The organism is Salinimonas lutimaris, assembly GCF_005222225.1.
Classification (GTDB): domain Bacteria; phylum Pseudomonadota; class Gammaproteobacteria; order Enterobacterales; family Alteromonadaceae; genus Alteromonas; species Alteromonas lutimaris.
This window is the reverse complement of record NZ_CP036536.1, coordinates 2,941,515-2,961,614: the sequence shown is the minus strand read 5'-3', so window position 1 is coordinate 2,961,614 and position 20,100 is coordinate 2,941,515. Positions and strand designations below refer to the sequence as shown.

Below are 20,100 nucleotides of genomic sequence, written 5' to 3'. Positions count from 1 at the left end.
TTATTGTTTAGGAGAAATCAGCTCAATGGCATAGCCGTCCGGATCGCGGACAAAAGCAATTACCGTGCTGCCGCCTTTTACCGGGCCGGGCTTGCGGTAAACATCCGCACCGCTGGCTTCAAGCTGTTCACAGAACGAGTAAATGTCGTCTACTTCAAAGGCCACATGCCCGTACGCATTTCCTTTGTCGTAAGTTTGTCCGTCCCAGTTGTAGGTCAGCTCGAGCACGGCGGTATCGGCTTCATCGCCGTACCCCACGAAAGCCAGCGAATACTCGTACTGTGGGTTTTCTGACTGTCTGAGCAGTGTCATACCCATGGTGTTGACGTAAAAATCCAGCGACTTTTCCAGGTTTTCGACCCGTAACATGGTGTGCAGCATGCGCATTGTGGTTGCTCCGATATAATGAAAAGCAACAGTATGCGGTAAACTAGCATCTCAGTGTGAAAAATTTAAGACAAGTGCAGCCTGTGCGGTGACAGGCTGCATCAAAGGGGAAGTACAGGAGTACAGAGCGCTGCGTTAAATACAACGCCTCAGCGCAGAAAATTAGATAACATCAATGATGTCCGATTGCGCTAACCGGGCTTTAGGCAGCCCGTGATTCCAGTCATCGCCGTCTTTGTGATATCCCATGGCGATGGCGACTTCACATACGTGACCGTCCAGCTCAGCGGCAAATACGTCATTGAGGGTTTCTGTATCTACTCCTTCCATCGGGGTAGAGGCAATGCCCAAACGCGCCAGCACATGCATCAGATTACCTAAAGCCAGATACACCTGTGCTTTAGTCCAGTGCCCGTTATAACCATTTTCATCGGTATTAGACTCAGCAAACGCATACGCGCCCATAAAGTTGTCATACATCTCGGCCGGCAGGTGTCCGGAACTGACTTCAGCATCAACCCGCTTGCGGAATTTATCCTGAGTAAAATACGGGTCGTAAGCCAGCAAAATAGTATGCGACGCCTCGGTGGCATGATGCTGGTTAAACAGATGCTTATTAACAAAAGAGTCAGCAAAGCGCTGTTTGGCTTCATCGCTTTCCAGTACCACAAATTTCCAGGGCTGGGAGTTGATGGATGAGGCCGACAAACGCAGCGCTTCAAGGATCACATCCATATCGGCTTGCGAAATGCGCTTCGTGCTGTCGTACTGTTTTACCGTATAACGGCGGTGCAAATCTTCAATAATCGGGTGTGTCATGTTTACGTCTCCAAATCTGCCATGTAGCGAATGCTGCGCAGTGTAGCTGAAATGCCCGATTTGATAATCAGGCTGAAGACGAAAACATTTTCTATTAATTTTTGATAATAAGGCTAGTCTGGGATGAAAAGACGCCCAGACCAGCGGCATTGAAGAAGACTAAAAGCCCCACATGCCGATATTGTCGATTTTAAGACGACGGGGTTGCTGTAACAGGTAAGCAACCATATCAGCCAGATCCTCGTTTTGAATCAGGCCCGGATCAACAGGCTCTTGTGCTGATTTTTGTGACTGAATAAGGGCAGGGTTCAGTGAATGTACATGAATACCATATTGTCTGACCTCTTCCTGCAGGGCTTTACCTAATCCCACCATGGCAAACTTTGAAGCGCAGTACACGCCCGCATTGGCATAGCCATTAAGCGCCGCCTGCGAGGCAATATTAATAATATAACCCTGTTTGCGCTCAATCATACCGGGAACCACTGCTTTGCACATCAGGTATGTGCCTTTAACATTGGTGTCCATCACCTCATCCCAGTCTGCCTCTGAGGTTTCCCAAATTAGCGACCCTTTTCCAAAACCGCTGTTATTAATCAGTACATCAGCGGTGCCCCATTGCTCGGTGACAGCATCAATAAAAGCGTTCACCTGCGCCGACTGACTTACATCACACACTTGCGCCAGTATCTGACCGGGAAACTGCTTGCTGAATTCAGCAAGTGTATTATCCAGCGTGGACTGAGTACGCCCGCAAATGGCTACTTTCATACCCAGTGACAGTAACCGGTGGGTAATGGTTTTACCCAGCCCCTGACCACCCCCGGTGACAATGGCAACGCTATCCTGAAGACTGACATGTTCTGACATTACGCTTTCTCATCGATAAAAAACGCAGCATAAAAGATTTTGCCAGGCCTGCACATCACCATACGTATGCACAGAACGCGTTACTCCTGCCCCTGAACTCGTATGGGTCTTCAATAATACCGGGGCGAATTGGGTGCGGTTGCGGCCTGGTAAATGGAGGTGCCTACGGCGGGAGCAGGTCAGCCAAAAGAGAATACAGGCTGACGAGAGTTTTTTGAGGGACTGCTATGTTCGTAGAGCGGGTCACTGTAGCCTGACGAACAACTGGTCTGCTGGATGATGCTTGTTTTGCAGATAAAACGCATAGCGTCGTATAAAAAGACAATTAGCAGGTAAGGAAAGAGGCTCAATACGTCAATGTAACAAGATTCCGCAGGTTAGATAATCCTGACAAATTTAAACTTTGTTACAAATGAGTCCTGTAAGTATTCAGTTTTGATTCAGAAAAAATGTGATACCTTGCTCATGAATTCTTATCTGCCTCGGATGGCGGGGCGTAATCTAGATGGATCTGTTATGTTTAAAATTCGAACTCTTGTGTGCCTATCTTTGGCTTCCTCTTTATCCTTTTCGGTTGTTGCAGCACAAAATGAAATTAGCTTTGGGGTATCTGATCAGGATTTCATCGACGATTCTGTGCTAAACCTAAGCTATACGCGCTATCTTACTGATGTATCGAACAATGCGGAGCCCAGCCTGATCGCCCCATATCTGCAACGAGTAAACAGCGTAACCGGAAGGGTAAGCACGTCTGGTAGTCTGAATCGGTACGAACTGGGCGGGCAATGGTTTATCAACCCAGAATGGGTAATTTCAGGTAATGCCCGTTATCATGATTTGGATGACTCTGCTATCAGTTCCTGGTACTCAGGCGATGTTTCACTTGGCTACTTTATTAACCCTAAATGGCAAGTTGGTGCAGGCTACTTTTATCAGCATATCGAAGGTGAGACCACAGGCTATATGCTCGTTGACGGTGAATGGGTCGCTGAAAATTACTCATTATCTGACAGCGACAGTGACGGAGCTTTGTTTACCCGCTATACCGACGTAAATAATGGTCAAGGCTGGGATTTAAGCGCGAGGGTTATATTTAGTTCAGAAACCCGTTATGAGGCAGATGCTAATTATTTCTTCACCAAGAGGTTTAGTCTGGGGTTGGATTATACCCATCTTAGCCGAGACCATAATACCCGCGAATACATTTACTTTGGTGATGCCAATATTGCCAGTTTGAAAAGTAACTACTGGTTCACTAACCGGTTCTCAATGTCATTTAAAGTTAGTAGTTATATCGGCAGTGACCAAACAGGCGTAGCCGATATCAACCTGCTCGCCAACTACCGCTTTTAACGCTAAGCAGCTGATACTCGGGTGATTGAAATAACCTCATAACAAACCGACGAAAGTCGGTTTGTTATGCTAATCGACATGCCCAAAAAAAAAGGCTATGTGCGTTGACTTGCTATCCCATCGTCAATAATGCGCTCTGGTAAACGCAAGGGAAAAGGCTCGATTTCCAGCACCGCATTATGACATTCACAAATATTAACCTTGTCCGCCAATTGTATCTCGGCTTAAGCGCGTAAAGGCTGAATTTTTAGCATCCCTATTTTTTATCCTTTTGCTTGACCGGGTAGTACAAAATATCGCTGTATTCTGCATTATTTGCCCGTGGGATATACTGACCAGCGTGCTTATCAACGCAATCTTTTGCGAGTTTCCCCGTTTATTTCTCTGCGAAATCGGTTGCGCCGGAAAAAACTCCGCTTGGTTTAAAGTGCTTCTAACGTTGTTGGGCTGCTTTGTACGTGAAGCGGAAGTTAGCGCATTGAGTTTTTAATTCCATCATTTAGCGTAAAACGGTATTACGTTTGTTATAAATTTAGTAGCAGCTTTCGGTGCCAAAGCAGTCAATAGTGTTAAAACACCATCAAGATAAACGGCTCAAAGGACTTACTACGCCATTTGCGCCTTGCTGAAGAACATGAGTATAAATTTGAGTTGTTTTTACATCTGAGTGCCCCAGTTGGGCTTGAACCGTCCGGATATCTGCGCCAGATTGTAGTAAATGGGTGGCAAAGGAGTGCCCTAAAGTATGAGGCGTGATTGGTTTTGTCAAACCCGACACCAACACCGCTTGTTTGACCGCTTTACGAACGCAATTAAGATGAAAATGATGCCTTCTTATTTCACCAGTTTCTGGATCTGCGCTAAGTTTATGAGAGGGGAACAAGAACTACCAAGCGAGCGACTTATTTGCTGAAGGATATTTTTTGGCTAGCGCATGAGGCATCCAAACGCCGGCGTATTGCTCATTTTTGAATATCAAGTCTCAGGTATTCATCAACCTGCGCTATTTGATTTCTAAGTAATGGAATTAGCTCCGTTGCCAAAGTTACGACTCGATGTTTTTTTCCTTTACCATTCCAGACCCTTAAACATTTATAATCGGAGTCGATATCTTGCACGCGAAGTTGCACAGCTTCCATGCTTCTTAGGCCACTGCCTTACATCAAGCCAGCAATAAGATAGTAACGTTTGTTCAATCCTGACATAAGCAGCTTCACTTCATTCTGCGTCATAACAATGGGCAGTTTGGGTTGACGTTTACTTCTGGCAAAATTCAAATTAAGAAACAGTCCTTGGAGAATACTGTCTCAGCAACATGTACTCAGAGATATGGTTTAAGAGAGGAGACTTTGTTTTCATGACTTTTAATATTGGTGTATAAATATACAGTTATAGCGGCCTTTCCCCTATATTCAAGCAAACGACCCAATCGCGCGTTTGCATCCTGAAATTAAAAAGCTTTGTTTCCTTGCAGCTGTTACCTGTGTCGGCTTTCACAAACTTGATAATAATGGCAATATGGATAAAAACGAGCGGTAGCTTGGTAGAAAAACGCGCAAGTTGCGCCTTATTAAATTGTTATGCTGCAAATCGAAAATAGTCAATAAAAAGGATAAAAAATGAAAGTTGGTTTGAAATTAAATGAACATTTTACTGTTTCTAAACACAATATTGTTCAGGTAACTACATTTGAAAATGAGTTCCAATTGGCTCTTACAAATAGTGAGTTTTTAGTTATTTCTAAAGATGATAAAGATAACTCTTATTACCATACACACGAGTTAAACGGTTGTTTGATAGTTCCAGTTAACGAATATCATCGTATTCAGAGAGAGCTAACTGAGTATTTTGGGGTTGAGATTCAAGATGTTTCTAGTGATGAAACTAAGGAGCAAGAGGAACCTGAACCTACAGCATAACAATCTGTTTAAGAGTGATTCGCAACGCTTGGTATTTTTGCTATGCGTTGCGTTTAATGTTTAAGGTGATCTGCGGTAGCCTCGGTATTGCGTTGCTCACACCTTGACAGGGCGTTATATTTTCGTAAAGGCATGAACATTGGTTTACTTTAAATACATGGCTTCACCAAGGACGTTTTTCGAAGATGGGTATATTCGTTTAACCCAACGGTCAGCCTTAAACGATCCGTTCGAAGCCGTTTATTGTGTGGATAGTTTGAACGACTTAGTTAAACATTTTGACGACCAAACCGTATTTGATGTTGACCATAAGGAAGTGAGCTTTCATCAGTACATAGAAAACAATATAAATAAAGTCGGAGTGATTTGTCTTTCTGAATCCAAAGATAATCTACTAATGTGGGCACATTACGCCAAAGAACATAAGGGAATCGTCGCTGGGATTAACAATTTTGGTTCTTCAAATATATTTCAAAAACTATTCATGCCCAGCGCGCTAGCCTTGTCCTCTTTAATTGATTATACGCCGTTTGATGGAACTGCGAGGCCAATCATGTATCGAAAGGGGTTGAGGTACAGAAATGACAGGTTTGATTTTGACTATTCAAATATATGCGTTGAAGGTGGAGCTAGAATATTGAGTGAAATATTCCTCCAAAAAAGTGAAGAGTGGATATATGAGAAGGAGCATAGGATCACTCTTCGACTTGAGCAAGCCGATAAGGTGATTGTCTGTAATCTTCATGATTTGCAGAATGCGAAAATTAAAAACGATATTGTTTCCGCTGAGTGGACAAAGTTCAATGAAGGTAACAATTGCTATGAAATTTCCCTCATGGAAATTGACGATGAAATCCTACGTTACGTAGTATCTTCGTCATTAGCAGAACTAAGCGGAAACAACAAGAATATATATTTAATGAAGTTAGGCTCAAGTGCAATTAGTCACTGTCTGCTTGGCTTGAATTGTGATGTCAATACAGACGATCTTAATGCTGGATACGCTCGCTCAACAGGATATCTAGAATTTTGGCGAGCAATAAAAAATAATTCTTACTATTGTCTGGAATTTGAACAAATATAACAAGCGGCTCCACGCAGACGCCCAAACCTACGCTGCTTTTGTGGGTTTCGCTGCGCTCACTTTACCACAAAAGCCTCTCCGGTTTGGGCGCTGGTGAGCCGGGCGTTGACTGTCCGCTGTCTGTCTAAAGCGGCAGTTCAATCTTCAGCTGATAAATGCCGCTTTCCTGCTTACAGTGGCCTGATTCCTAGTCAGTTTTATCTTTAAACTCACACAAATCTTCAATAATACAAGAGCCGCAGCGGGGTTTGCGGGCGATGCAGGTGTAGCGGCCGTGTAAAATAAGCCAGTGGTGTACATCGACTTTAAATTCTTTTGGCACGACTTTAAGCAGTTTCTGCTCAACCTGATCGACATTTTTGCCCATGGCCAGTTTGGTGCGGTTACTTACCCGATAAATGTGAGTGTCTACAGCAATGGTCGGCCAGCCAAAAGCGGTATTAAGTACCACATTGGCAGTTTTGCGGCCCACGCCGGGCAGGGCTTCAAGGGCTTCGCGGCTTTCCGGCACCTCACCGTTATGCTGATCGATGAGTATCTTGCACAGCTTGTGAACATTTTCTGCTTTTGAGTTATACAAACCGATGGTTTTTATATACTCCTTGAGGCCATCCACGCCCAGGTCGTAAATGGCCTGTGGGGTGTTGGCTGCAGGAAACAGTCGGTCGGTTGCTTTATTTACGCCCACATCCGTTGACTGGGCTGATAAAGTTACCGCTACCAGCAGTTCAAACGGGGTGCTGAAATTCAACTCGGTGGTGGGGTGGGGGTTGGCGTCCCTCAGCCGGGTCAGTATTTCTTTTCGTTTTGTATTATTCATCGGTCCGCTTAACTTTCTGCAGTAACCCGGATTCGGGTGACTTTTTGCGTATCTTTAACTTGTTTGGCTGCTGCACGGTTATCCAGGTAGTTTTTCCCTGCGATAATCAGGCCCATACCAATAAATGCGCCGGGCGGCAGAATGGCCAGCAGAAACGGCTGATCCGTGGCAAATAACTGCATGGTCCAGTTTTCGGCAACCTGCCCGAACAACCGGTCAGCACCGGCCAGCAGGGTGCCTGAGCCCAGCACTTCACGCAGCCCGCCCAGCAACATCAGAACCGCGGTAAAACCGGCGCCCATCATCAGGCCGTCATAGGCGGCCGGTGCCACCGGATTTTTAGAGGCAAAGGCTTCGGCGCGACCAATAATGGCACAGTTGGTCACAATCAGCGGTATAAAAATGCCCAGTGACAGATACAACTCATAGGTAAAAGCATTCATCAGTAACTGGATAATGGTTACAAACGAGGCGATCACCATCACAAAAACAGGGATACGAATCTCGTTGCGCACAATATTACGAACCAGCGATACGGTGACGTTTGAACCAATCAGTACGGCGGTGGTAGCAATACCCAGGCCCAGTCCGTTTATCAGGGTTGCTGTTACCGCTAACAGCGGGCATAAGCCTAATAGCTGAACCAGCGCGGGGTTGTTTTTCCACATGCCATCGGCGGCAAGTTGTTTGTAATCATTCATAGCAGCTTCCTGAGTTACTCGGCGTAACAGTTCGCCGGGGCCCTGAATAAAGCCTGTTGGTGCTGGGCTACGTAGTCCAGCGTATGGCGAACTGCACCTACCACAGCCCGTGGTGTAATGGTGGCGCCGGTAAACTGATCAAACTGGCCGCCGTCTTTTTTAACCTGCCAGGCTTGCTGGTTATCCGGGTTAAACTGTTTACCGGAAAATTCCAGAATCCAGTCGCTCACCGCCAGCTCAATTTTGTCGCCCAGACCGGGAGTTTCCTGATGACTGACAGTGCGCACACCCAGTACGTTTATTTGTGTATCAACACCTACTACCAGATCAATGTCACCACTGTAGCCGTTGGGTGCGGTGGTTTGCAAAGCCAGTGCCACCGGTTCTCCCTGCAACCGGGCCCGGTAAATTTTCTGGGCCTGATTTGTGCCCAGCGCATCGGCCTGAATCAGAGTACAGTCAGCGTAAAGCTTGTTATCAAAGGTATTCACCGGCACTACTTCATGTAGCACGCTCAGCAGACGCTGTCGCTCCTGTTCAGCAATCCGATCTTCGGTACTGATAAAGGTCAGACTGATAAGGGCCGTGGTGATCAGAGCAAAGACGGCCAGCATACCGCCGTTCTGACTAATGGTTTTCAACATACTAATTTTTCACCTGTCGGGCTTTTTTCTGGTGACCATAGGTTCTGGGCCGGGTGTAATAATCAATCAGCGGGACTGCCATATTCATAATGATTACGGCAAACGCAATGGCGTCCGGGTAGCTGCCAAAGGTGCGGATAATCACGATCCAGAAGCCGATAGTGGCGCCAAATATCAGGCGGCCCTTGTCGGTGGTTGAGGCAGATACCGGGTCGGTGGCAATAAAAAATGCACCAATCATCAGGCTGCCGTTTAGCAGATGAAACCAGGGGGAGGCGTAGTGGTCCATATCCAGCAAATGCAGCGCCAGACTACACACAGCAACACTGGCGATCATGGCGCCCGGAATCTGCCAGTTAATCACCCGCAGCCGCCATAGCGCCAGTCCACCCAGCAGATAGGCAATACTGATCCAGGCCCAGCCCGCGCCCAGACTGCTGGTTAAACCGCCTGAAAAAATCGGTAGTTGTAATGTTTCAGAGTAGGTCTTGCCTTCTGTCAGGCCGGTTTTGACTGCGTCCAGCGGGGTGGCCATGGTCATGCCGTCAGCCACTGTGCGAACCTGGGTAATATCCAGGCCAGCCCGGGTGTAGCCAGTAAAAATCAGACTGGCCGAATCGCCCACAGACAGACTGTGTGCCAGCAGAGCCTGAGGCGGAAGCCACATGGTCATAGCGACCGGAAAAGAAATCAATAACACCACATAGCCGATCATGGCCGGGTTGAACATGTTAAAGCCAAGGCCGCCATAAAGCTGTTTGGCGATGGCAATAGAAAAGAACACCCCGATTACCGTCATCCACCAGGGCAGGGTGGGCGGAATACTGACCGCCAGCAGTAGTGCGGTCAGCACGGCGCTGTAATCCGACAAGGACTGTTTAATATCTTTTTTGCGTAGCGCCAGAATAGCGCTTTCAGTGATAAGCGCGGTAACTATGGCGATTACGCCCTGAATAATCACGCCCCAGCCGAAGAAATACGTTTGCAGGGCAATGGCCGGCAACATGGCGTAAATCACCAGGCGCATCACCTGGCTGGTGGTGCGAGGTACCCGCTGATGAGGGGAGCTGGAAAGATTAAGTTTCATCAGTACTATTTCTCTTGCTCTTGTTGGTCGCGTGCTGCCTTTTTTGCCTTGGCTTTAGCCACGGCAGCAGCCACGCGCTGTTTTTTGGCTTCTTCCGGCGTCAGTTCAGGCTCAGGCGCTGCGCTTTGCTCTGTGGCAGCACTGTTATCAGCACCGGTATCTGTATCAGCCGCATCTGGTGCCTCATTTTCGCGGGCGGCCTTTTTCGCCTTGGCTTTGGCCACGGCAGCAGCCACGCGCTGTTTCTTGGCTTCTTCCGGCGTTAGTTCAGGTTCAGACTCAGGTACAGCGTTTTGCTCTGCGGCAGCACTGTTACTAGCCGCATCCGGTGCCTCATTTTCGCGGGCGGCCTTTTTCGCCTTTGCTTTGGCCACGGCAGCAGCCACGCGCTGTTTTTTGGCTTCTTCCGGCGTTAGTTCAGGCTCAGGCGCTGCGCTTTGCTCTGTGGCAGCACTGTTATCAGCGCCGGTATCTGTATCAGTCGCATCTGGTGCCTCATTTTCGCGGGCGACCTTTTTCGCCTTGGCTTTGGCCACGGCAGCAGCGACGCGCTGTTTTTTGGCTTCTTCTGGCGTCAGTTCAGGTTCAGACTCAGGTTCAGCGCTTTGCTCTGTGGCAGCACGGTTATCAACGCCGGTATCTGTATCAGCCGCATCCGGTGCCTCATTTTCGCGGGCAGCTTTTTTTGCTTTGGCTCTGGCAATCGCATCCGCAACCCGTTGCTTACGCTCATCCTGCGGCGGCGCCTCAGCTGACTGATGGTCATCGCCTGTGGGCGGCGGATTTTGGGCCTGCTGCTTTTTCGCTTTAGCCCGGGCAATTGCAGCGGCTACTTTTTGTTTTTTATCATCAGGCTCGGCCTGGTCAGCGCTGGCTGCTCCGGATGATGCTGTTGACTGCTCGCCGGCTTGCTGAGCCTGCTTTTTGGCTTTGGCACGGGCAATCGCGGCCGATACCTTGTCTTTGGTCTGGTCAGCCGGCGCGTTGTCTGCATCCTGCTTTTTCGCTTTGGCTCTGGCTAGCGCCGCTGCCACTTTATCTTTACTCTGGGCGTTGTCAGCCGGTTTATTAGCTGCAGCTGCACGGGCCTCTTTGGCTTTGCGATGTTTTTCTTCGCGTTCCAGTTTTTCTTTTTCCAGGCGCGCTTTACGAGCCTCAAAGCGTTCCTTGGCTTTTTCTGCTTTGGCTTTTTCATCACGCTGCAGACGAATACCGGCTTTAGCCTGTCGATAATAATGCACCAGCGGAATCTCACTGGGGCAGACATAGGCACAAGCGCCGCACTCTATACAGTCAAATAAATTGTATTCTTCGGCTTTGTCGTGTTCCTGGGCCTTGGCATGCCAGTAAAGCTGCTGTGGCAGCAGACTTGCCGGGCAGGCATCGGCACAGGCACTACACCGGATACAGGCTGTTTCGTTGTCACCCTGGGTTAGCTCACCAGTGGCCGGGATCAGCAGGCAGTTTGTTATTTTCACCACCGGAATATCGGCATCACTGATGGTGAAGCCCATCATCGGGCCGCCCATAATCACCTGGGGCAAATGTTGCTTTTTCGCATTATAGCGGGCGTGGCTCAGCAAATGGTTGACCGGTGTACCTAACAACGCCCAGACATTACCGGGGTTATCCACGGCTTCACCGGTCACCGTCACCACCCGTTCAATAAGCGGCTTGCCGTGAAAAATAGCATCAGCCACCGCATAGCAGGTACCCACATTAAACATGGTAATACCAATATCTGACGGCAGCCCCCCTTTAGGGACCTCGCGACCGGTCAGTACCTGTATCAGTTGCTTTTCACCCCCGGCCGGGTATTTCGTCGGCACACTGACCACCGCAATATCATCGTGATCCTTGCAGGCAATCGACAGGGCTTTGATAGCTTCAGGTTTGTTATCCTCAATAGCGACCAGAATTTTTTTCGGGCCAACCAGATGGCTGAGCACATCTATTCCCTGACGAATCTGCCAGGCATGTTCGCGCATCAGGCGATCATCGGCGGTGATATAGGGTTCACACTCAGCGCCATTGATAACCATAAACTCAATGTTTTTGGTACTGCTGGTTTTTATATGGGTAGGAAAGCCGGCGCCCCCCATGCCGCTAATGCCGGCATCGCACAGCGCTTTTACCAGTTCAGTATCGGGCAGTTCGCGATAATGAGGCAGCGATGTCAGTGTAGTCCAGCGATCTTCACCGTCAGATTCAATAATAACCGCCAGTTCACTAAGGCCACTGGGGTGGGCAGTCACATGTTTTTCAATGGCGACCACCGTACCTGACGTCGGTGCATGCACAGGAATGGCAAAAGGATGCGCACTACTGGTCAGAGGCTGTCCTTTGCTGACCTTATCATTGACCGCTACCGTCAGTTGCCCCTGCGTACCGATATGTTGTCTGACCGGCACAACCAATTGTTTGGGTATTGGCAATCGTGCAATATCGGTGGAATTAGACAAAGATTTGCGATCATCCGGGTGTACGCCGCCGGGAAAATCGTACAATCCGCCGGACTCCAGCTTTTGAGCAACCTGGGCAAAATCCGGATATATCATTGAGACACCATCTTAATTGGAATATCGCCTTTGGGGCTTTGCTTAAAATCCCAGTTCCACGAAGAAGTGGTGGGCGTAACCGGTACCATATCAATACAGTCAACCGGGCAGGGGTCAACGCACAGATCGCACCCCGTGCACTCAGAGGTAATCACCGTGTGCATATGTTTGGCGGCACCCAAAATGGCATCCACCGGACATGCCTGAATGCACTTTGTGCACCCAATACACTCATCCTCGCGAATATAGGCGACCTTTTTCACATCTTCTTCGCCGTGGGCAGCATCCAGAGGCTTTGGCTCTACGCCCATCAGGTCAGCCAGTTTTTTGATTGTGGTTTCGCCACCCGGCGGACATTTATTAATTTCATCGCCATTGGCGATGGCTTCGGCGTAGGGCCGGCAACCCGGATAGCCACACTGGCCACATTGGGTTTGAGGCAACACCTCGTCTATTTGATCGACAAGGGGGTCGCCTTCAACATGAAATTTGATGCTTGCGTAGCCCAGTACCAGGCCAAAGATCAGTGCCAGCAAGCCAATGGCAATTAGTGCAATGGTCATAAGCGCTTAAAGTTTTACTAGTCCGGTGAAGCCCATAAAGGCCAGTGACATGAGTCCGGCGGTCACCATGGCGATAGAGGCGCCTTTGAAGGGGGCCGGAACATCGGCGGCTGCGAGTCGCTCGCGCATGGCGGCAAACAGAATCAATACAAGCGAGAAGCCAACCGCTGCGCCAAAGCCGTAAATCAGGCTTTGCATAAAGTTGTGCTGTTCGGTCAGGTTCAGTAGCGCCACGCCAAGTACCGCACAATTAGTGGTAATTAACGGCAGAAAAATACCGAGCAGACGGTAAAGGGTGGGGCTGGTTTTGCGCACCACCATTTCGGTGAACTGAACCACTACGGCGATCACAAGAATAAATGCCAGTGTGCGTAGATAGCCTAACCCCAGTGGGGCCAGAATATAGGTTTCTACCAGATAACTGGAAACAGAAGCCAGGGTCAGGACAAAGGTAGTAGCCATCGACATACCGATTGCTGTTTCAAGTTTGCCAGAGACACCCATAAACGGACACAGGCCAAGAAACTTAACCAGTACAAAATTATTGACCAGTACGGTTCCAACCAACAGCAGTAAGAAATCGGTCATATAGCCTACCAATACCTTTATTTAGAATGAAAAATTACCGGAAACGGCAATATGCTACCACGAGCCACCCAGCCAGGGCTGTATGTAATCGCCTATTATCCCTTTTTGTGAGCTGATTAACAACTTGATAAGACAAGGGTTATTAAGGAATTAAAATAAGCTGATGAAAATAAAGAGGTATAAGAAAATGAAATTTATATAAGGAGGAGGTATTACAAAGAAGAGCCAAGAGAGTTGGCTCCCCCTCCCCGACTCGAACGGGGGACCTGCGGATTAACAGTCCGTCGCTCTAACCAACTGAGCTAAGGGGGAACATTCTCTTTGTAAGTTGAAACAGTTGGCTCCCCCTCCCCGACTCGAACGGGGGACCTGCGGATTAACAGTCCGTCGCTCTAACCAACTGAGCTAAGGGGGACCTGTCTGTTCAACGGGGCGAGATATTAATGACCATCGGGAACTCTGTCAACAAACTTTCTTAAATTTTTGTTCAACTGAACAAAAAGTAGCTTTTTTAGGACTTTTAGTTCAAATAAGCATCAATCGCTTAAAAGTTCCGGTCGGAAATCATTCAATGACCCTAACCACTGTATTTTATGTATTTTTATTTTCATGCGCAATCACACTAAAAGTAAGTTTACTTCTTATAACCAAAAACAACTCACAATAACCAAAATACTATTAAAGGTGCTAAGAATACTGTTCTTTAATACAGTGGTTAATGGAGGTGTCACCAGCTAACGCCATACACAAGGTTAGTCATCACTTACCAAATACTCCGACCAGTAGCGAAAACATCCCGTCAGTGCTGGGTTTTAGAGACTTATCCACTAAAACTGTGGATAACTATGTTGATAGGCGGCAGAAACTACCCTGATGAGGCTGATCATCTATCCAATGATATACCCGGATAGACAGGTGCTTTGCTTTTTAATTTTTTATAATCAAAGGCTTAAAATGTTTTCGAGGATCTTTTTCGGGATCTTTTTCAGATCAGGAAAACTATCTACAACTTGTGTGTTAAATGGCCGCGCAGTTTATGATCAGTATTGACCTTGGACTTAAAATCTGACTCTGTTTACAAAATGATAACGTTTGCGGGCGCAAATCTGAGGCTATTCAATCAATCGCAGCGCCTGTGTGGCAGAGGTTTGGGCGTCATAGCGCTGTCACATCAGTGTCATGAACAGGGCTTAGACAAAGCCCGCCTGATTCTGCTTTATTAACATCTACTTTTAACGCTTTGGTTTGTCTAAAAATGTGCACATTGTTTTTTGCATAATAAAGCCTACTTATATAGCACTGTTATTATGTTTGACGTTTGCACAGCATTGCCAGATGAAATGAATGATAGATAAATTTGGTGTGCTGACCGATTATCGGTTTAAAACCGCCGGCGAGTCTTGTGTAATAATGCACTTTTGATTTTTCAGGGCATCTTGTGAATAAAGCAGCGGCGAAAATGCGCAACGTAAATCTTACAGAAGCACCTATCGGCGACACACTCCGGCGAATGACCATACCTATGATACTGGGAATGGTTATGATGATGAGCTTTGGATTAGTTGATACCTTTTTTGTCAGTATGCTGGGCACCGATCCTCTGGCAGCCATTAGTTTCACTTTTCCGGTCACCTTTACGGTCATCAGTCTTAATATTGGTCTGGGTATAGGTACTTCCGCCATTATCGGTAAATTACAGGGCGCAGGTGAATTCGAAAATGCCAAACTGTATGCAACCGGTTCTCTGATGCTCTCTGTATTGCTGGTGGGTGCGCTTGCCTTTATCGGCTACCTGCTGATTGACCCGATATTTCATTATCTTAATGCCAGCGACAATCTGATGCCCTATATCCGCGACTATATGTCGGTCTGGTATTTGTCCAGCGTCTTTTTGAGCTTGCCCATGGTGGGTAACAGTGTATTACGGGCCTGTGGTGATACCCGCACTCCCAGCATTATTATGGCATCGGGCGGGGCGTTAAATGCGGCGCTGGATCCGCTATTTATTTTTGGCCTGGGCCCGTTTCCTGAAATGGGGATTCAGGGGGCTGCGCTGGCTACCTTTATTGCCTGGCTGTTTGGCGCAGCGTGGATCATCTGGTTACTGGCGGTTCGGCGAAAATTAATGATACCGCGGCTACTAAACCTCAGTGAGTTTAAGGAAAGTGCCCGGGAAGTCATGAAGATTGGTTTGCCGGCGGCCGGTGCGAACATGCTTACCCCCATTGCCGGCGCTGTAATGACGGGGATTGTGGCGACCTATGGCGCAGAAGCCGTAGCGGCATGGGGCGTAGGAAATCGCCTTGAATCCATAGCCAGTATCGTCATTCTGGCGTTGTCGATGACCCTGCCACCCATAATCAGCCAGAATGTGGGAGCGAATCTGCATCGGCGAGTTGAAGAGGCCTACGCGCTGACACTTAAATTTATTTTAGTCTGGCAGGTTATTGTATTTGGCATAATGTGGGCAGCCTCGCCGTTAATTGCCAGTGTATTTGCCAACGAGGCGGAAGTCGCCAGTCTGATCAAGCTGTTTTTGTGTATCGTACCGCTGGGTTATGGCATGCAGGGAGTCATTATTCTGACCAACTCGTCATTTAATGCCATGCACCGGCCGATGACAGCGCTGGTGCTGAGTATCATCCGCTTGTTTGTTTTTTTCGTACCAGTGTCTTACGTAGGCAGTATTCTTTTTGATATACCCGGCCTGTTCTGGGGCAATGTTATTGCCAATATACTCATGGCCGGTGTGTCGTACCTGGCCTTCAAGCGAGAGCTGTCAAAGCAGCGTCACGAACCAATTAATGAGGAATCGCACAACGTATGAGCCGAGGATTTGAGTTAGTTTCAAAGTACCAGCCTGCTGGTGACCAGCCTAAAGCCATTGAAGCTCTGGTAGATGGTCTGGAGAGCGGGCTGGCCGGGCAGACCCTGCTGGGGGTTACCGGATCGGGTAAAACCTTTACCATGGCAAATGTTATCCAGACCGTGCAGCGCCCGACATTGATATTGGCTCACAACAAAACTCTGGCTGCGCAGTTATACGGTGAAATGAAAGAGTTTTTTCCCAATAACGCCGTTGAATATTTTGTATCTTACTACGATTATTACCAGCCCGAAGCTTACGTGCCCAGTACTGATACGTTTATCGAAAAAGATTCATCAATTAATGATCATATTGAACAGATGCGTTTGTCGGCCACCAAGGCATTGATGGAACGCCGGGATGTTGTGATTGTGGCCAGTGTGTCTGCAATTTACGGTTTGGGCGACCCGGAATCCTACATGAAAATGCTCTTACATTTGCGTAAGGGTGACATTATCAATCAGCGGGATATTTTACGCCGCCTGGCTGAGCTTCAGTACAGTCGAAACGATCTGGCTTTTGAACGTGGTAATTTCAGGGTACGTGGTGATGTAATTGATATCTTTCCCGCCGACTCAGAAAAGCAGGCGGTCAGGGTAGAATTGTTTGACGAAGAAATTGATAACATCAGCTTTTTTGATCCACTGACCGGTGCGGTGGAAAAAAATGTGGTCCGGGCGACGATTTTCCCTAAGACCCATTACGTAACCCCACGGGAAAAAATTCTGCAGGCCATTGAGCAGATTAAAGAAGAGTTGGCTGAGCGTAAGACCCAGTTAAAGTCGGTCAACAAGTTGCTGGAAGAACAGCGCATTAGTCAGCGCACTCAGTTTGATATCGAAATGATGCTCGAACTTGGCTATTGCTCGGGGATTGAAAACTACTCGCGCTATCTTTCCGGACGTGCTCCGGGCGAACCGCCCCCGACCTTGCTTGATTACTTCCCGGCTGATGGCCTGATGTTTATAGACGAGTCACACGTAACGGTGTCTCAGGTGGGCGCCATGTACAAAGGTGACCGGTCGCGTAAGGAAACCCTGGTGGAATATGGCTTCCGTTTGCCTTCTGCGCTGGATAACCGGCCGCTGAAGTTTGATGAGTTTGAGCAGATCTGCCCGCAAACCGTCTATGTGTCTGCCACTCCGGGCAATTACGAAATGGAAAAATGTGACGGTGAGGTGGTAGAGCAGGTTGTGCGACCCACCGGTCTGCTTGACCCAGAAATTGAGGTCCGTCCGGTTGCCACACAGGTGGACGATGTACTGTCAGAAATTAGAAAGCGGGTTGAAGTTGACGAGCGTGTTCTTATCACCACGCTGACCAAGCGCATGGCTGAAGATTTAAGTGAGTACCTTAACGAACACGGTGTAAAAGTACGGTATCTGCACTCCGACATTGATACGGTTGAACGGATGGAAATTATCCGCGATCTGCGACTGGGCAAGTTTGATGTTCTGGTGGGAATCAACCTGCTTCGGGAAGGTCTGGATATGCCGGAAGTGTCGCTGGTGGCCATTCTGGATGCGGACAAGGAAGGCTTTTTACGCGCAGAGCGTTCGTTGATTCAGACGATTGGCCGGGCCGCGCGACATCTTAATGGCCGGGCGATTCTGTACGGTGACGTGGTGACAAAATCAATGCAAAAAGCCATTGATGAAACTAATCGGCGTCGTGAGAAGCAGCAGGAACATAATGAAGCCCATGGCGTAACACCACAGAAGTTGAACAAACCGATTACTGACATTATGGATTTAGGTGACAGTAGCGGCGGCGGTAACAAAGTGAAACTGCGCAAAGTCAGTGAGAAGAAAAAAGGCGAGAAACCGCTGGATCCCACTGACATCATGGCCAGAATCACGGAACTTGAAAAACAGATGTTTGAGCATGCCCGTGAACTGGAATTTGAAAAAGCAGCTTCCATTCGTGATGAAGTGGAAACGCTGCGTAAGCAGGTGGTTAACCTGTCCTGATCTTGGCTAACTGAACCGCTAAGCCACCCGTCAATATGTATATAGACATATACTTATTAACAAACCGGGTGGTTTTTTTGTTTGATGTTTCTGCTGCATAAACTTGTAAAAATCCGTTGTAATCACCGGTAGGGTTGCCTATTATGGCTTTTTAGTATCCATAACTATACCTATATCGGTGCTACCATGTTGAATCGTTTACAAGAGTCTGACATCAAGCTCTTACGGGTTTTTTATGCTGTGGCCAGCTGTAATGGCTTTACCGCAGCTGAACCTGTATTGCGGATGCAGCGTCCCAATATCAGTGCAGCTATTAAAAAGCTTGAAGAGCGACTTGATCTGGTCTTGTGCCATCGCGGGCGCGGTGGTTTTCAAATGACCAAGGAAGGAGAGGTAGTTTTTCAGGAAACCAAACGTATTTTTAATGCGTTTGATAATTTTGTGTTTAATCTGAAATCCCTCCATGACGACTATTCGGGGCATATCACCCTGATTTTAATGTCTGGCCTGCCTTTATCTATCCATTTAGCCGTCAGTAAGGCGGTGAAAAGTACCATGCGTAAGTTTGACGATATTCACGTGAATATTCAGACCCGCCTGTACAATGAAGTAGAACATGTGGCGCTGTCCGGTGAGTGTCATCTGGTTATCTCTACCTATGATATGGTGAAACCCGAATCCGTGACATTTCACCCGGTTGGCGTAACGTGTAAAGGGCGTCTTTACTGCTCGCCCACGCACCCGCTGGCTAAATTTCGTGATACGCCATTACCGGACAATGTTAAAATAGAAGATTATCCGGCTATTGGTTTGTCAGGGTTATCGTCGGCCAATTATATTGAGGGTGAGCATCGCCTGGCTATTCAGACGTTCTCTGACTCCTACGATGCGGCCATGTCGGCGGTGATGACGGGCGAATACATTGGGCTGTTGCCTGACTTTATGGCCAAAGAGCAGGGAGCGAGTCTGGGACTGGTGCCGGTTGCAGAAGGTAAGCTGTTTAATTTTGAACACGAACTGTTTGTAATGAACGGTAAAAACACCCGGTTAAACCCAGTGCTTCGACACTGCATCAAAGAGTTGGCGTACTTTATCTCTGAAAGTCAGAAATAATCTGAGCCAGCTATAAAAACGGGGCCTTCAGGGCCCCGTTTGCGTTTACCGGTCAACACTAGACTTCATAGGTTAGCGGATCGGTAGCATTATTGTCTGTAAATGCTTCAAGGCGCTCCTGACAAGCTCCACATTTACCACAGGCATGTTCACGGCCATTGTAGCATGTCCAGGTTTGCCCATAATCCAGCCCCATTTTCAGCCCGTCGGTTAAAATCGCAGTTTTGCTCTCTTTAAGATAGGGCGTCACAATTTCTACCGGCGTGTAGTTGGCGATACCGCAGACATCATTCATTTTTTCAACAAACTCCGGCCGGCAATCAGGATAAATAGCATGGTCGCCGGAGTGAGCGCCGTAATACACCTTGGTGGCTTCCAGCGATACCGCATAACCGGTGGCCAGTGACAGCAAAATCATATTGCGATTAGGCACGACGGTTGTCTGCATGGACGGTTCTTCATAATGTCCTTCAGGTACCTCAATATCACTGGTTAGCGCAGAGCCGCCGACCAGGCTGTTAATGGCTGAAATGTCGACGATCTTGTGATTCACGCCCAGTGATTCACAAACCCGGGCAGCATAATCAAGCTCTTTTTTGTGACGCTGTCCGTAATCAAAGGACAAGGCATAGGGTGTTTTGCCATCTTTGAGGGCTTTATGTAATACCGTGAAAGAGTCCATTCCACCGGAATAAATAACAACAACTTTTTCAGACATAGATGAATTACCTTAATTTTTGTCCGCACAACTCAACGAT

Annotated in this window: 17 protein-coding genes, 2 tRNA genes and 1 pseudogene; 6 read left to right on the top strand and 14 right to left on the bottom strand. The window is 47.8% G+C overall.

The window, feature by feature from the left end:
• The 3 genes from gloA to EZV72_RS13030 all read right to left on the bottom strand — a co-directional run bounded on the left by gloA (position 1) and on the right by EZV72_RS13030 (position 2,076).
• Positions 1–387, bottom strand: coding sequence for a lactoylglutathione lyase (gene gloA, locus EZV72_RS13040; RefSeq protein ID WP_137167638.1), 387 nt, complete (start codon positions 385–387; stop codon positions 1–3).
• A 162-nt stretch (positions 388–549) separates the two neighbouring features.
• On the bottom strand, positions 550–1,206 hold the full coding sequence (locus tag EZV72_RS13035) for a nitroreductase family protein (RefSeq protein ID WP_137167637.1): 657 nt from the start codon (positions 1,204–1,206) through the stop codon (positions 550–552).
• A gap of 159 nt (positions 1,207–1,365) precedes the next feature.
• Entirely contained in the window at positions 1,366–2,076 is a 711-nt protein-coding gene (locus EZV72_RS13030; protein WP_137167636.1) for an SDR family oxidoreductase, read from the bottom strand.
• 516 nt (positions 2,077–2,592) lie between these two features.
• On the opposite strand from EZV72_RS13030, the gene EZV72_RS13025 reads away from it, so the two are divergent.
• On the top strand, positions 2,593–3,429 hold the full coding sequence (locus EZV72_RS13025) for a putative porin (RefSeq protein ID WP_175405122.1): 837 nt from the start codon (positions 2,593–2,595) through the stop codon (positions 3,427–3,429).
• 580 nt (positions 3,430–4,009) lie between these two features.
• Here the strand turns inward: EZV72_RS13025 and EZV72_RS18810 are convergent.
• A pseudogene (locus EZV72_RS18810) lies at positions 4,010–4,730 on the bottom strand (integron integrase); the annotation flags it as partial.
• 318 nt (positions 4,731–5,048) lie between these two features.
• On the opposite strand from EZV72_RS18810, the gene EZV72_RS13015 reads away from it, so the two are divergent.
• Together EZV72_RS13015 and EZV72_RS13005 are read left to right on the top strand one after the other, a co-directional pair.
• Complete coding sequence (locus EZV72_RS13015) at positions 5,049–5,348, top strand: hypothetical protein (RefSeq protein ID WP_137167634.1); 300 nt, start codon at positions 5,049–5,051, stop codon at positions 5,346–5,348.
• 247 nt (positions 5,349–5,595) lie between these two features.
• Entirely contained in the window at positions 5,596–6,432 is an 837-nt protein-coding gene (locus EZV72_RS13005) for a DUF2971 domain-containing protein (RefSeq protein ID WP_232364418.1), read from the top strand.
• Between the two features lie 187 nt (positions 6,433–6,619).
• Here EZV72_RS13005 and nth read toward each other — a convergent pair whose 3' ends face one another.
• The 9 genes from nth to EZV72_RS12960 form a co-directional block, all read right to left on the bottom strand.
• Positions 6,620–7,252: an endonuclease III gene (gene nth, locus EZV72_RS13000; protein ID WP_137167632.1), complete on the bottom strand. Its 633-nt coding sequence runs from the start codon at positions 7,250–7,252 to the stop codon at positions 6,620–6,622.
• An 8-nt stretch (positions 7,253–7,260) separates the two neighbouring features.
• Positions 7,261–7,953, bottom strand: a complete 693-nt coding sequence (locus EZV72_RS12995) for an electron transport complex subunit E (protein ID WP_137167631.1) — start codon at positions 7,951–7,953, stop codon at positions 7,261–7,263.
• Between the two features lie 14 nt (positions 7,954–7,967).
• Positions 7,968–8,597, bottom strand: coding sequence for an electron transport complex subunit RsxG (rsxG, locus tag EZV72_RS12990; protein WP_137167630.1), 630 nt, complete (start codon positions 8,595–8,597; stop codon positions 7,968–7,970).
• 1 nt (position 8,598) lies between these two features.
• Entirely contained in the window at positions 8,599–9,684 is a 1,086-nt protein-coding gene (gene rsxD / locus EZV72_RS12985; protein WP_137167629.1) for an electron transport complex subunit RsxD, read from the bottom strand.
• 5 nt (positions 9,685–9,689) lie between these two features.
• Positions 9,690–12,242, bottom strand: a complete 2,553-nt coding sequence (rsxC, locus tag EZV72_RS12980) for an electron transport complex subunit RsxC (RefSeq protein ID WP_175405121.1) — start codon at positions 12,240–12,242, stop codon at positions 9,690–9,692.
• Complete coding sequence (rsxB, locus tag EZV72_RS12975) at positions 12,239–12,805, bottom strand: electron transport complex subunit RsxB (RefSeq protein WP_137167628.1); 567 nt, start codon at positions 12,803–12,805, stop codon at positions 12,239–12,241. Before rsxB ends, rsxC begins: the two co-directional genes overlap by 4 nt.
• A gap of 6 nt (positions 12,806–12,811) precedes the next feature.
• Positions 12,812–13,393, bottom strand: coding sequence for an electron transport complex subunit RsxA (gene rsxA, locus EZV72_RS12970; RefSeq protein ID WP_137167627.1), 582 nt, complete (start codon positions 13,391–13,393; stop codon positions 12,812–12,814).
• Between the two features lie 235 nt (positions 13,394–13,628).
• Positions 13,629–13,705: transfer RNA gene (locus EZV72_RS12965), tRNA-Asn, on the bottom strand.
• A 26-nt stretch (positions 13,706–13,731) separates the two neighbouring features.
• Positions 13,732–13,808: transfer RNA gene (locus EZV72_RS12960), tRNA-Asn, on the bottom strand.
• Positions 13,809–14,831: 1,023 nt separating this feature from the next.
• On the opposite strand from EZV72_RS12960, the gene EZV72_RS12955 reads away from it, so the two are divergent.
• From EZV72_RS12955 to EZV72_RS12945, 3 genes are all read left to right on the top strand, one after another.
• Entirely contained in the window at positions 14,832–16,220 is a 1,389-nt protein-coding gene (locus tag EZV72_RS12955) for an MATE family efflux transporter (RefSeq protein WP_408640817.1), read from the top strand.
• Positions 16,217–18,229, top strand: a complete 2,013-nt coding sequence (gene uvrB / locus EZV72_RS12950) for an excinuclease ABC subunit UvrB (protein WP_137167626.1) — start codon at positions 16,217–16,219, stop codon at positions 18,227–18,229. Before EZV72_RS12955 ends, uvrB begins: the two co-directional genes overlap by 4 nt.
• Before the next feature lie 186 nt (positions 18,230–18,415).
• Complete coding sequence (locus EZV72_RS12945; RefSeq protein WP_137167625.1) at positions 18,416–19,342, top strand: LysR family transcriptional regulator; 927 nt, start codon at positions 18,416–18,418, stop codon at positions 19,340–19,342.
• Positions 19,343–19,400: 58 nt separating this feature from the next.
• Here EZV72_RS12945 and queC read toward each other — a convergent pair whose 3' ends face one another.
• Positions 19,401–20,060, bottom strand: a complete 660-nt coding sequence (gene queC / locus EZV72_RS12940) for a 7-cyano-7-deazaguanine synthase QueC (RefSeq protein ID WP_137167624.1) — start codon at positions 20,058–20,060, stop codon at positions 19,401–19,403.
• Positions 20,061–20,100: the final 40 nt, after the last annotated feature.

What these genes read in the sequence shown, in the direction of transcription:
- gloA (WP_137167638.1), bottom strand. Translation starts at nt 387, where the DNA reads ATGCGCATGCTGCACACCATGTTACGGGTCGAAAACCTGGAAAAGTCG.
- EZV72_RS13035 (WP_137167637.1), bottom strand. Translation starts at nt 1,206, where the DNA reads ATGACACACCCGATTATTGAAGATTTGCACCGCCGTTATACGGTAAAA.
- EZV72_RS13030 (WP_137167636.1), bottom strand. Translation starts at nt 2,076, where the DNA reads ATGTCAGAACATGTCAGTCTTCAGGATAGCGTTGCCATTGTCACCGGG.
- EZV72_RS13025 (WP_175405122.1), top strand. Translation starts at nt 2,593, where the DNA reads ATGTTTAAAATTCGAACTCTTGTGTGCCTATCTTTGGCTTCCTCTTTA.
- EZV72_RS13015 (WP_137167634.1), top strand. Translation starts at nt 5,049, where the DNA reads ATGAAAGTTGGTTTGAAATTAAATGAACATTTTACTGTTTCTAAACAC.
- nth (WP_137167632.1), bottom strand. Translation starts at nt 7,252, where the DNA reads ATGAATAATACAAAACGAAAAGAAATACTGACCCGGCTGAGGGACGCC.
- EZV72_RS12995 (WP_137167631.1), bottom strand. Translation starts at nt 7,953, where the DNA reads ATGAATGATTACAAACAACTTGCCGCCGATGGCATGTGGAAAAACAAC.
- rsxG (WP_137167630.1), bottom strand. Translation starts at nt 8,597, where the DNA reads ATGTTGAAAACCATTAGTCAGAACGGCGGTATGCTGGCCGTCTTTGCT.
- rsxD (WP_137167629.1), bottom strand. Translation starts at nt 9,684, where the DNA reads ATGAAACTTAATCTTTCCAGCTCCCCTCATCAGCGGGTACCTCGCACC.
- rsxC (WP_175405121.1), bottom strand. Translation starts at nt 12,242, where the DNA reads ATGATATATCCGGATTTTGCCCAGGTTGCTCAAAAGCTGGAGTCCGGC.
- rsxB (WP_137167628.1), bottom strand. Translation starts at nt 12,805, where the DNA reads ATGACCATTGCACTAATTGCCATTGGCTTGCTGGCACTGATCTTTGGC.
- rsxA (WP_137167627.1), bottom strand. Translation starts at nt 13,393, where the DNA reads ATGACCGATTTCTTACTGCTGTTGGTTGGAACCGTACTGGTCAATAAT.
- uvrB (WP_137167626.1), top strand. Translation starts at nt 16,217, where the DNA reads ATGAGCCGAGGATTTGAGTTAGTTTCAAAGTACCAGCCTGCTGGTGAC.
- EZV72_RS12945 (WP_137167625.1), top strand. Translation starts at nt 18,416, where the DNA reads ATGTTGAATCGTTTACAAGAGTCTGACATCAAGCTCTTACGGGTTTTT.
- queC (WP_137167624.1), bottom strand. Translation starts at nt 20,060, where the DNA reads ATGTCTGAAAAAGTTGTTGTTATTTATTCCGGTGGAATGGACTCTTTC.